General features: G+C 46.5%; 9 protein-coding genes. 8 read left to right on the top strand and 1 reads right to left on the bottom strand.

What is annotated here, in order from left to right:
* Positions 1-77 precede the first annotated feature (77 nt).
* The gene (locus D0S45_10810) at positions 78-2417 is read left to right on the top strand and encodes a diguanylate cyclase (protein TIH15677.1); all 2340 of its coding nucleotides are present in this window, start codon (positions 78-80) and stop codon (positions 2415-2417) included.
* A gap of 46 nt (positions 2418-2463) precedes the next feature.
* Here the strand turns inward: D0S45_10810 and D0S45_10805 are convergent, their stop codons facing one another.
* Positions 2464-2922 carry a chemotaxis protein CheX gene (locus D0S45_10805; protein TIH15676.1) on the bottom strand — a complete coding sequence of 153 codons (459 nt, stop codon included), beginning with the start codon at positions 2920-2922 and terminating at the stop codon, positions 2464-2466.
* Between the two features lie 394 nt (positions 2923-3316).
* On the opposite strand from D0S45_10805, the gene D0S45_10800 reads away from it, so the two are divergent.
* The 7 genes from D0S45_10800 to D0S45_10770 all read left to right on the top strand — a co-directional run bounded on the left by D0S45_10800 (position 3317) and on the right by D0S45_10770 (position 12351).
* Positions 3317-5011 carry a glutamine--tRNA ligase/YqeY domain fusion protein gene (locus D0S45_10800; GenBank protein ID TIH15675.1) on the top strand — a complete coding sequence of 565 codons (1695 nt, stop codon included), beginning with the start codon at positions 3317-3319 and terminating at the stop codon, positions 5009-5011.
* Positions 5012-5223: 212 nt separating this feature from the next.
* The gene (gene hydF / locus D0S45_10795; GenBank protein ID TIH15674.1) at positions 5224-6732 is read left to right on the top strand and encodes a [FeFe] hydrogenase H-cluster maturation GTPase HydF; all 1509 of its coding nucleotides are present in this window, start codon (positions 5224-5226) and stop codon (positions 6730-6732) included.
* Positions 6733-6750: 18 nt separating this feature from the next.
* A complete protein-coding gene (locus D0S45_10790; protein TIH15673.1) occupies positions 6751-7758 on the top strand; it encodes a BMP family ABC transporter substrate-binding protein in 1008 nt (335 codons plus the stop codon).
* A gap of 15 nt (positions 7759-7773) precedes the next feature.
* A complete protein-coding gene (locus D0S45_10785; protein TIH15672.1) occupies positions 7774-10152 on the top strand; it encodes a response regulator in 2379 nt (792 codons plus the stop codon).
* Between the two features lie 3 nt (positions 10153-10155).
* Entirely contained in the window at positions 10156-10473 is a 318-nt protein-coding gene (locus tag D0S45_10780; protein TIH15671.1) for an Hpt domain-containing protein, read from the top strand.
* A 191-nt stretch (positions 10474-10664) separates the two neighbouring features.
* On the top strand, positions 10665-11603 hold the full coding sequence (locus D0S45_10775) for a bile acid:sodium symporter family protein (protein TIH15670.1): 939 nt from the start codon (positions 10665-10667) through the stop codon (positions 11601-11603).
* Positions 11593-12351, top strand: a complete 759-nt coding sequence (locus D0S45_10770; GenBank protein ID TIH15669.1) for a YkgJ family cysteine cluster protein — start codon at positions 11593-11595, stop codon at positions 12349-12351. The genes D0S45_10775 and D0S45_10770 overlap by 11 nt, the downstream gene beginning before the upstream one ends.
* Positions 12352-12372: the final 21 nt, after the last annotated feature.

Below are 12372 nucleotides of genomic sequence, written 5' to 3'. Positions count from 1 at the left end.
TGCATTCACCGTTGAATTTCCATTGTTCGACTTATCGTGATGCTCACAATGAACTTCTGTTCGGGATATTTAATTTTATGAAAACAAAAAGCTCAAGCAGTGTCTTTTTATATTTCATCAAGCGTTTTTTTCTTGTTGCGGTACTGATTATCGCGGTCTCTGCATGGGCAATGATTGCTCAGAGAAATCAGTATTTCGGCATTGTTAAAAATCATGAGGTGGAACTGGTAAAAAGCAATATTTCGGCTTTCAATTCCTGGCTAGAATCCGGCATTGAAAATACCACGATACTTGCCGGCCTGCTCGAGGCGCAATTGGCAATGCGGGGAGACCCGTATGGAATTGATGACCAGATCGCGGATATTTTTTCTGTATTTGGTTCCCGCTGCAAAGGATGTGTTCAGTTACGCTACCTTTCGCCGCAGGGCATGGAGCTGGTTAGGGTTAATATTACCAATGGCCGTCCGCTGCGTGTTGCCGGGAATTATCTTCAGGACAAAAGCGGTCGTACTTATATTAAGGAAGCATTAAAGCTGGAGGACGAGGTCTATATTTCCAGCTTTGACCTGAATATGGAGTTCGGCAAAGTAGTTGTTCCCTTCACGCCGGTGATTAGGATTGTAAAGAAAATCTATGTAGACGACATGAACTCCGGTTTTCTGGTTATTAATTTTTCAGGTGAGCAGTTGTTCAAGATTTTCAGTGAAATCGGAGCGGAGTCATTTGGAAGTCTTTATCTTCTTAATGATAACGGCGGTTGGATTCTCGGTCCGGACGAAACTTATGACTGGAAGTTTTTGTTTAATCCGGAAGAGGGGCTTATTGAGCGTGAATTTCCTGATATATGGAATGAAATAAAGGGGAATAATCATGGGCAGTTCATGGCTTCGGACGGTGTTTACACCTTTGATTCTCTGAATCGCAATTCTTTTCATTACGTTCTGCGACAGGATGTTATTTTTAATGAAGGGTGGAAAGTTGTTTCCCGTGTCATGGATAAAGCTTTGGTGGTTCCGCACAGGAATACCATGCTTTTTTTGTTGAGTTTTCTGATTTTAATGGTTGGTTATCTGTTCTGGCGTCAGACATCCATGACTTTTTCCAGCGAAGATATTCGTCTGGCTCTTGAGGATAGTGAGAAAAGATTTATGGATGTCGCAGACGCTGCCGGAGAATTTATCTGGGAAACCGGGCCTGACGGCAGTTTTGTCTTTGTGACCGGCAGGGCTGAGGATGTGCTCGGATATAGTGCGGAAGAACTTATCGGGCGTTCCCCTTTTGATTTTGTGGATGAGGAATCTTCTTGGGATGTGCGTAAGGAGTTTTTGGATGCTGCCCAGTTCGGACACAATTTTCGAGGGCTGGTTTTTAAATTTGTTAATCGTGATGGCCGGAAAATATGGCTTGAATTTAACGGAGTGCCTGTTTTTGATACAGAAGGTACGGTGACCGGATTCCGCGGGGCTACCTCTGATATCAGTGCCCAGAAGAAGGCTGTTCAGGACTTGCAGGATCGGGAAGACATGCTCCAGAGCATAAGTGATTCTGTTCAGGATGCATTGGTGCTGATGGACGAGAAAGGTCTGGTTCATTTCTGGAATCCGGCAGCTGAAAAAATTTTCGGGTTCAGGACTGACGAAATGCTTGGTGAAAGTTTGCAGTGTTGCTTTTTTGCCGAGGATAATATTTCTTCAGATGCATCGGGAGAGGACGATAATTATATTGATGGACTTCTTTCCAGTTACGGATCTTTTACTGTAAACGTACGCCGTAAGGGCGGTGAGGTTTTTCCGGCTGAAGTTCTTCTTTCGCCTTTACGTAAGGATGAGCAGTGGTGGGTGGTCGGAACGTTCAGGGATGTTACCGAACGCAAGGAAGCCGAGGATAAATTACGTAAACTGGCGACTACTGATTCTCTGACGGGACTCAGCAACCGTCGCTTTTTCATGGAAAGTGCCGAAGATGCCTTGGAGCGGACCCGCAGGTATGGGCGTGAACTGTCTCTGCTGATGATTGATATCGATTACTTTAAAACAGTGAACGATATGCATGGTCATGATGCCGGAGACGATGTCTTGAAAGCTCTTTCCGGTACCGGATTGAAAATTTTACGTAATATAGATGTTTTTGGAAGGATCGGAGGGGAAGAATTTTCTGTCCTGCTTCCTGATACCGGGCTTGAGGGAGCAACTCTGGTTGCCGAAAGGCTGCGTTCAGAAATTGAGTCCACGGCAATGAATACCCGGTCCGGGGTCTTGAACATTACTGTGAGTATAGGGGTTGCCACTTTTAATAAAGATACAAATACATTGGAACATCTGCTTAAAGCCGCAGATATCGGTTTGTATGCGGCCAAGGAAGCCGGGCGTAATCAGGTCAAGGTGCAGTTGTCGCCGGAAAGTTCGGCTGGGGAATGAGATAAGAAGAAGCCCGGAAGTAGAAAAACTTCCGGGCTTTAATTTTTTAATCGAAGCTGAATTCGATGGTGAAGTTGCCATGGTCCGTGCTGAATGGAATCGCCATCACCGCTCCGGAGGTGACATGGGCAATGGTGTGGTTGTCGCCCATGACTACAGTTGGAGTGGAGCCTTGAAGTTTGTAGCCCATTTCTGTGAGTCCGGCCCTTGCCTGACCTGAAACCATGTTGGTTATTTCACCCACAGCATCCTTCACATCCTGAACAATGTCTTGAATATCATCGCCGAGCATATTTCTCACGATTTGCGCGGCGCACGCTTTTTCAAAAGAAATTGAAACACTTCCAGTTACTGTGCCTGTAAAGCCGACTATGCCCGTGACATCTCCGTTGGCAACATTACCTTTTTTTACAAACGGTTTACCCGCTGTAGGCGTTATCATGGCCATCATTGTCAGGATGTCCGAAGTTGCCTTGATAAAAGGTTTAGCCAATTCTACATTCATTATTGCGACTCCTTAAAAAAAGTTGGCATATATTATTGGTGCAGTAAGCCGGAATAAAAATATTTCGTATGAACCCGGCTAGATTTTTTATTCCATATTTTTATCAGGAATTAAACCGTTGCAGTTGTGCTTTCAGCATCTTAACAGAAAAAAAGCTCATGAACAATTTTTTTAAGAGTGCTTTCAGTATTTTGACTCATTGTTTAGGATTGTTTCCTAGGTGGAAGTTTATTATGCTGAAAAAGTAAAAAAATATGTATATTTTAAATTTCGGCATATTTGACCGTTGGCATAAATTTTCGTATTTGAATAAGTTTCTTAGTGAATGATGCTTTTTCCTGTGAGTTTTTATGCAGGACAGCTGAAGAATAAAAAAAATTAAGGATGCAGATAAATGTCAGATAATAATAGCGAATCCAATGTAGGTAAGAATTTTATTACCGCGATTATTGATAAGGATAATGAAACGGGAAAATATGAAGGACGGGTGGCGACTCGTTTTCCTCCCGAACCTAACGGTTACCTGCATATCGGCCATGCAAAATCCATTTGCTTGAATTTCGGGCTTGCCAGAGATTACAATGGAACTTGCAATTTGCGTTTTGATGATACCAACCCGGTCAAGGAAGATACCGAGTATGTGGAATCCATTGAGAAGGATGTCCGCTGGCTGGGATTTGATTGGGAAGGCAGGCTGCATTATTCTTCAGATTATTTTGATAAATTGTATGAATATGCAGTCAAGTTGATCAAAGACGGGAATGCTTACGTGGACAGTCTGAGTGCTGAAGAAACCCGTGAATACCGTGGTTCTCTCAAAGAACCGGGTAAAAACAGCCCTTACCGCGACCGCTCCATTGAAGAGAACCTTGATCTTTTCGAGCGTATGAAAAACGGTGAGTTCGAGGATGGGAAACATGTGCTGCGGGCCAAGATTGATATGGCTTCCCCCAATGTGATCCTGCGCGACCCCACTCTGTACCGGATCAGGAAGGCCCACCATCACCGCACCGGTGACAAATGGTGCATCTATCCCATGTACGACTTCACCCATTGTATTTCCGATTCGCTGGAAAAGATTACTCATTCAATCTGCACTCTCGAATTTGAAAACAACCGCGCCCTTTACGACTGGACCCTTGAAACTCTCGGAGCGTACCGTCCGCAGCAGATTGAATTTGCAAGGCTCAATCTCAGCTATACTGTTATGAGTAAACGCCGTTTGATCGAGCTGGTGGAAGAAGGTCACGTTTCCGGATGGGATGATCCGCGCATGCCCACAATTTCCGGTATGAGAAGACGCGGTTACTCCCCGGCTTCCATTCGTAATTTCTGCGAACGAATCGGTGTGGCTAAGGCTGCTAACATGGTTGACTTCGCACTGCTCGAGTTTTCCGTGCGTGAAGACCTTAATGCCCACTCCAACCGGGTCATGGGTGTAGTTAATCCCATCAAGCTGGTTATTGATAACTATCCCGAAGGTCAGGTTGAGGAATTCGAAGTCCAGAACAATCCTGAAGATGAGGCTGCCGGAACTCGCAAGGTGCCTTTCTCCAAGACTCTCTATATTGAACGTGACGATTTCATGGAAGATGCGCCCAAGAAATTTTTCAGACTTTCCGTGGGCCGTGAAGTCCGTTTGCGTGCAGCTTACTATGTAACCTGTACCGATGTGATCAAGGATGAGAACGGCGAGGTTGTTGAACTTCGCTGCACTTACGATCCGGCAACCCGTGGCGGCTGGTCCGATGATGGTCGCAAAGTTAAAGGAACTATTCACTGGGTTTCCGTGGACCATGCTGTTGAAGCCGAGGTTCGCCTCTACAACCATCTCTTCACTAAAGAGAACCCCATGAGCAACAAGGATGATTCCGATTTCAAAGATCATATCAACCCTGATTCCCTTGAAGTTCGTACTGCTTATTTGGAGCGTTCCCTTGAAAATGTAGAGCCCGGTTTCCGTTGCCAGTTTGAAAGAATCGGCTATTTTTGTGCTGATCCGGATTCTACTTCTGAAAAGCCGGTTTTCAACAGAACTGCCACTTTGCGTGACACTTGGAAGAAAATTGCCAAGAACCAGAAAAAGTAATACCGTACCTTTGCGGGTGTGGGAAAAATTTTGCGGGGTCCTTAGGGGGTCCCGCATTTTTTTTTGCCGTCGCGAATGTTTCTCGGTTTAAAATCAATTCAGGATAATAGGATGAAAGGTTTTGTAAAAAGTGTTATTTCTTGAACAAATGATAATACTCAGTCGTACAGAAGTTGTTTTGTCAGTTAGTGATATGAACCGGAGGTTGAAGAATGACTGCTGAAATTGGAAGTGGTTCCAAGCTTGCCATAGCCATTGCGGGCAGAAGCAATGTGGGTAAGTCTTCAATAATACGTGCCCTTTCAGGAATTGAAGGTGGCGAAGTCAGTCCCGTGGCCAGTGAAGATGAAATGTATCCCCTGACAAGGGCAGAGATTCATCCTCTGGGTCCGGTGACCATTTACGATACCGATGCGCATGTTCCCGGGGATGACCGGGCAAAGGCTATAAAGGATGCCTTGTACAGCGTTGATGTTGCGGTCATTGTTACCGATGATTCCGGTATTCTTGATGAGGAACGGGAGCTGACCAATTTGTTACGTGACCGCGGTATTCCCTGCGTTATGGTTTTCAACAAGGCGGATATCAGGCGGCCCAGCCTTGCGGATATGGAGTTCTGCGGTTCGCGCGGTGTCCGGTTTGTGGCCACTTCCACAGTGGACGGACGTGGTATTGAGCGGCTCAAGAAATCCATAATGGCTCTTGCGCCTGAAGATAATATGCTTGATCCGGTGTTAGCCCGAGATCTTATGGGCCGGGGTGATTTCGTGGTCTGCGTGGTCTCGGAGGATCCTGTCTCGCCTAAAGGAAGGCTGGGGCTTCCCAAGTCGCAGGTCCTGCGTGAAATCCTTGATGCCGGTGGGATCGCGGTTATCGTCAAGGAAGGTGAACTTTACCAGACGATTTCAGGTCAAAAGAGACGTCCTGCCCTTGTTATTGCCGATTCCGAACCAATCAAGAAAGTTATGGACATCATTCCGCGCGATGTTTCTCTGACCACTTTTCCTATTCTATTTGCCCGTCATAAAGGCAATCTGGAACAGCTTGTTCAGGGAGCCAATGCTATTGATAATCTTGAAGACGGAGACAAGGTGCTGATTGTCGAGGCCTGCCCGCACCATCCAAAGGCCGAGGACCTCGGTAAGGATATGATTCCGACAAGGATTGCCGGATATACAGACCGTAATATCATTTTTGAATCCAAGACCGGGTGCGGTCTACCTCTTGATTTGTCGGAGTATAAGCTTGTGGTTCATTGCGGAGCATGCATGGCCGAGCGGGCGGACATGCTCAGGAGAATCAGGGATTGTGATCGTCAGCATGTTCCCATCACGAACTATGGCCTTGCGGTTGCCAAGGTGGATGGGACTCTTAAACGTCTGATTGAGCCTTTTTTCAAGGATGAAGTTGTAGAACGCAAGGAATTGACCGGTAAGATCAATGTTTTTAGGGGGAGTAATTCTCAGGCTATGCATCTGGTTGTCCCCGCTGAAATTCATCCCGAAAAGGCGGTGCCGTTCAATCTGATGTATCTTTTTGGTGATATTGAAGTGACCAAAGAACATATCGGTTTTTCTTCGCTTCCTTTTGCCCGTGGCGGGCAGCAGAAGATCAGAAAGTTTGTGGAGGAACACGGATATTGTTTTTACAAGTGGCCGGGCCGGGTCCTAGGCGCTGATCTTGGGGGCCTTCTTGATCCTGATGACAATAATGATGTGTGATTTTGACAGGATGATATCATGATCAGGGCAAAGTCATATTTCTTGATGGCGGCATTCCTTCTTTCTATTGCTTTTGGGGTGATTTCTGTTTGTCACGCAAAAGAGGTAAAAATTGGATTTGTAGCTTCTGGAGATACTGTTAATGACAGCTCCTTTAATGAGATGGCTATTGCCGGATTGCGCAGGTTGCAAAAGGAGCAACAGGTCGAAATTATTGTCCGTAAGGGCGGCTTTTGTCCTGAATCGGTCAGGGGTGCCATTGATTCTCTGCTTAAGGAGGATGTAAGCATAGTGGTCGTCAATAGTGCGTCCGCCAACCCGCGATTCGGTGAAATAGCCCTTGATCATCCTGATGTTGTATTTATCCTCAATGATTGTTCCATTGAAGGGTATCCCAATATAATTTCGATTGAATATGCGCAGGGTATGGGCTCTTGTCTGGTGGGAGCACTTAGCGCGTGGCAGACTAAGACAGGCAGAATCGGTTTTATCGGCGGCAATGAGATGCCTGTGATCAAGGATTTCTTGAATGGCTTTCTTCTGGGGGTGAAGCATTCCGGCAGGGATGTGGAGGTTGAAGTTAAATTCGTGCGTTCAGGACTCTCGGCGAGAGGGTTTGAGGACCCTCAGCAGGCCAATGCTTTAGCCATGAATATGTACGGTTCTGGAGTAGATATTGTTTATGCGGTAGCCGGACTTTCCGGCAACGGCATAATTCAGGCTGCGCGCAAGACTGGTAATTATGTTGTTGGCGTGGACTCGGATCAGGACTACATGGCCAAGGGATCTATTTTGACCAGCATGATGAAAAGGCTCGATGTTGCTGTGTATAAAGAGGGACTCGCTGTGTTGAATGGAACCTATGTTGCGGGACGCAAGATTTATGACTTGGCAAACTTCGGTGTCGGTTTGACTGAGATGAAATACAGCAAACATCTGTTTTCTCCTGATGTCCTGAATATGCTTGATGGTTTGAAAAGGGATCTTGTTTCAGGAAAGATAAAAGTGGAACCTTCAGTCGATTAAAACGGGATATTTTTGATGGCTAATTTTTTCAGGATCAAACGTAGAATTACCCTAGGTCTTGTAGGGGTGCTGGTGGCGATTTTATTGCCGCTGGGGTACTGCTTCAATGAACTCTACCTCTACAAAGTTGAAGGTTCTATAGAATCCAAAGGTAATATGGTTGCCTCTTTGGTTGCATTTTCAGGCAGTGAGGCAATTCTTACCTTTCAGGATTATAAACTGGAAGAATTAGTAAGAAATGTATGTACTGATAAAGATGTCGTTTCCTGTTCCGTTTTCAGTCAGTCCGGGACCTTGCTTAGCCAGTTTCAGGAGCTGGATGAAGGAGCGGATGCGAATAAAGTGGTCTTTGTTGAAAGACGAATTCTTAAAGATGGCGAATATCTGGGCTATGTCCGTGTTGGAATTTTGAATAGTGAATTTTCAAATAATGCTTCTTTTGCATTGTTCTATATCCTACCTTTGCTTTTGGGAGCAGCACTGGTCGGGGGATTTAGTCTGCGATTGTTTCTCCGCAGGGCGGTGGTTTCACCTGTGGTCAGTCTTTCGAAACAGGCAAAGCGGGCTAATGAAGGAGAAGATGTTACTTTTGAGGGGCTGGAGAGAGAAGATGAAATCGGCAGTCTTGCCGGTTCTCTTGAACAGCTTTGCATCAAATTGTCCCAAATGCAGGCCGAATTGGAACAAAAGGTTGTTGAAAGAACCGAGTCCCTAAGCGAAGCGAATCGTAAGCTCATGGGGGAGGTGGATATTCGCCGTAAGGCAGAGAGGGATTTAAACACGGCACTTGAGGAATTTTCTTTCACTGTGGGGGAACTTGAGAAATCAAAGGACAAGGCTGAGAAGGCCAGCCGGTTCAAGAGCCAATTTTTGGCTATGATCAGTCACGAAATCAGGACTCCCATGAATGCCATACTCGGCATGGGGGACTTGCTGCTTGAAACCGAGCTTGATCCTGAACAGATGGGGTATGTAGAGATCTTCCGTGGGTCGGGGGAGTTGTTGCTCAAGATCATTAACGATATTCTTGATTTTGTGCAGATAGAATCCGGGCAGATCGAGTTGGTCCCTGTGCCTTTTGATCCTTCGCGAGAAGTCCAGAGTGTTTGCAAGAGTGTGGCGCATTCTGCACATGCAAGGGATATTGAAGTCATCTGTGATGCTGAGCTGGGAGTCCCGGTGCAGGTTGTGGGTGATCCGGTCCGGGTGCGTCAGATCCTGCTGAACATTGTTTCCAATGCCGTAAAGTTTACCTCCAGTGGCGAGGTTGATGTCCGTTTGAGCATCGAAGAGTCGGGTGATGATTTTGAACGGTTGCTTTATACTGTCCGCGATACCGGGATCGGTATTCCCGAAGGGCGGCGGGAAAGTATTTTTGATAGTTTTGTTCAAGTGGATGGTTCCACCTCTCGCGAATATGGCGGGGTTGGATTGGGATTGGCCGCAGCTTCGCGTTTGGCAGTTCTCATGGATGGTGAAATTCGCTTTGAGAGCGAAAGCGGGAAGGGGAGTATTTTTTATTTTTCCATTCCATTCAAAAAATCAGTGTATGAACCCATGCGCAGTGTCGCTGATTTTTCTGGAACGCGGGTCTTGCTGGTGGATGATAATCACACCGTGCGTGAAGTGTTGGCCCGCAGGATGCAATCATTTGGAATTGATGCGGTTATGGCTGCTGATGGCCCTGAAGGGCTACATTATCTTGCGGGAGGAGCAGAGCACGAAAAGGCTTATGATTTGTTGCTTGTAGATAGTGACATGCCAGACATGCCGGGGGTTGACTTCCTTTCAAAAGCACAGCAAAAAGGTTTGCTTCCCGGACGCGTGGCAATGATGTTTTCAGCCGGATGCACAGAAGACGACAGGCAGAATGCCCGTTTGGTCGGAGCTGATTATACTTTGATTAAGCCGGTGTTTGATGCGGATCTGATCCGTTGTCTGGCTTCTGTCGGGGATCCATCCAAAGATAGGAATAGGGCCGGTCGGGGGTTGAATATCCTGTTGGTGGAGGACAATGAAAGCCATCGCAAGATTCTGGAACTTTTTATCCTTGATACCGGGGCGGATATAACTGTTGCGGTTGATGGGTTGCAGGCTGTGCAGCTTTTTAGCGACAATAGCTACGACCTTGTGTTCATGGATCTGGAATTACCGGTTATGGATGGAATTACGGCTGTAAAGCGAATGCGTGAATTCGAACTGGACAGTGACAGGCAGCGGACTGTAATTGTTGCGCTTGCAGCCAGAGCTTACAGTTCCAATCGGATGGATTCTGCGCGGGCGGGGTGTGACGGATTCATTTCCAAGCCTGTAAAATGGGATACTATAAGGTCAACCGTTTCGGCTGTTGCTGCAAAGGGCGGACTCCCTGAAAATATTACTATTCTGGAGTAAGAAATGATGTCTGGAGAGAGTGCAGGTCAAGACCTGTTTATCATCAATGATGATCTCAGAGAATTGATCCCGCATTTTGTGGTTCATCAGTTTGATGAGTTGCAGCAGATGGAAAGCAGTCTTGAAATCGGCGACCTGAAAGAAGTGGGACGGTTGGGCCACAGTTTGAAAGGTGCTGCCGCAAATTTTTGCCTTGATCCTCTTTCCCGATTGGGTATGGCAATACATGATGTTTCCAAGCTGGGCATGGAAGAGGCTCTTGCTCCTCTTGTAAAAAAATACCGTTTCTATCTTGATGAATTGAAAATTCAGGTAAGTTAAAGTTCTTTGCTGTTTGTTTGCCGTTCCCCGCTATAGTTCCAGCCCGCATGTACTAGAAGCCGCTCTCATTGTCCTGAACCAGCCTGCATTGCTCGCTATGTATACTTTTTTCTTAGTTCCTCAGAATTTTGATTTGTGCCGTGCAGCAACACAAACATGATGTTTGCTAGTAGTTTTTCGCAGGAGTGGAGATGATTAGTACCTTATGTCGCTCTATCGAACGGCATTTTCTTTTGTTGGCACTGGTTTTGAGTTTTGCCGCCTTTCTTGAACCTTCCCTGTTTACATGGATGAAACCGCACATCGCCCTCAGTCTGGGGATCATTATGTTCGGCATGGGCTTGACCCTTGAGTTCAGTGATTTTGCAGCGGCGATCAGGAATTATAAAGCCGTTGGGCTGGGTGTCCTGCTGCAATATACTGTCATGCCCATTCTGGCTGTGACTTTATCTGCTCTGCTGGGACTGCCGCAGGAAGCATTGGTCGGTATGGTCGTTGTTGGGGCTTGTCCCGGCGGGACGGCTTCCAATGTCATCGCGCATTTGGCAAAGGCCAATGTGGCCCTTTCGGTGACTATGACTCTCGTTTCAACCTGTCTGGCTCCGGTTCTGACCCCGCTGATTATTTATGCCGTCCTGAACCAGCAGATCGAAATTCCATTTCTGCCCATGGTCAAATCCGTGTTCTGGATAGTTATTTTCCCGTTAGTGGACGGCTTGGTTTTGCGCAGGCTTTTACGCAGCAGGCTGGACCCTCTGTTGCACATTTTCCCTTCCATTTCCATTATGGTAATTGCCATGTTGGTAGCCTGTATTATCGGTCTGAACCGTGATTTATTGTCTTCTTTTCCGTTGCTGATTTTTCTCGCTGTGGCCCTGCATAATCTTGGCGGACTGGGAGTAGGGTACGGGACGGGCAGGCTGGCCGGATTCAACCATCGTGACAGCCTGACTCTTGCCATTGAGGTGGGAATGCAGAATTCCGGTCTGGGCGTGGCACTGGCAACCAAATATTTCAGCGCGGTAAGCGCATTGCCCGGTGCACTTTTTAGTTTGTGGCACAATATTTCGGGTATACTGCTTGCCAATCGCAATCGCACAATTTCTTCAGGAGGAGAGCATGGAAAATAGTCTTGATAAAATTATCGATAGCGGGCTTGCCCATGTCTATCCTTTTTTTGAAGCCCACCCGGAGATGATTAAATTCTTGCGGGATATGAGTATGGCTGTGTGCGCAGATTGCGGAAAGATTACTCCCGATATGCCGCAGTTTCCGGTTTTGTTGGCGGAAAAAGGTTGTGGGTTGTTTGATGCAAATTTCAGCGCGGTGCAGGGACAGGTGGAGAGTCTGGATCAGGGCTTCAAGGTGGCCTGTGCATCCGGTTGTTCCTATTGCTGCTCTTCGCACATTACCCTGACTCCGCAGGAAGCTTTTCGCATTGCACTCCATTTGGCTGCAAATTGTTCTGAAGATGAATTTGTCCGTTTAACCGAGGAATGTATGGCTGCTGCCAGCGGTTTTGCTCCCGGTCAGCTCAAGGAATTTGCCAAAGGTTATTTCCATCCCTGTCCGTTTCTCAATGATGACCAGTGTTCCATCTATGAAGTGCGGCCTATTCTTTGTCGCAACTGGATTTCAACGGATCTTGATGCTTGTAAGAAAAGCTTCAACACAAAGAACAAAGTCACTGTCCCGCAGAACGCATTGATTATGGTCCAGAAGGATCTGGTATTTAGTGGACAGCAGGCTTATCTTGCCGGATTCGGCATTGAGGGCGGCATAGGATCTTTCATGCCCATGATGGCGCAGATATTGACCGATTTTGAAGGCAGTTATGCCAAATGGCTGTCAGGTGAAAAATTAGATGGGCAGATGTGAATAGTATATGATTATTCTAAT

The organism is Marinifilum sp. JC120 (assembly GCA_004923195.1).
GTDB lineage: Bacteria > Desulfobacterota > Desulfovibrionia > Desulfovibrionales > Desulfovibrionaceae > Maridesulfovibrio.
This window is presented reverse-complemented; position numbering and strand designations above follow the sequence as displayed.

Coding starts and splice junctions, on each gene's coding strand:
- D0S45_10790 (TIH15673.1), top strand. CDS start 6,751: ATGATCAGGGCAAAGTCATATTTCTTGATGGCGGCATTCCTTCTTTCT.
- D0S45_10770 (TIH15669.1), top strand. CDS start 11,593: ATGGAAAATAGTCTTGATAAAATTATCGATAGCGGGCTTGCCCATGTC.
- D0S45_10775 (TIH15670.1), top strand. CDS start 10,665: ATGATTAGTACCTTATGTCGCTCTATCGAACGGCATTTTCTTTTGTTG.
- D0S45_10785 (TIH15672.1), top strand. CDS start 7,774: ATGGCTAATTTTTTCAGGATCAAACGTAGAATTACCCTAGGTCTTGTA.
- D0S45_10805 (TIH15676.1), bottom strand. CDS start 2,922: ATGAATGTAGAATTGGCTAAACCTTTTATCAAGGCAACTTCGGACATC.
- D0S45_10810 (TIH15677.1), top strand. CDS start 78: ATGAAAACAAAAAGCTCAAGCAGTGTCTTTTTATATTTCATCAAGCGT.
- D0S45_10780 (TIH15671.1), top strand. CDS start 10,156: ATGATGTCTGGAGAGAGTGCAGGTCAAGACCTGTTTATCATCAATGAT.
- D0S45_10800 (TIH15675.1), top strand. CDS start 3,317: ATGTCAGATAATAATAGCGAATCCAATGTAGGTAAGAATTTTATTACC.
- hydF (TIH15674.1), top strand. CDS start 5,224: ATGACTGCTGAAATTGGAAGTGGTTCCAAGCTTGCCATAGCCATTGCG.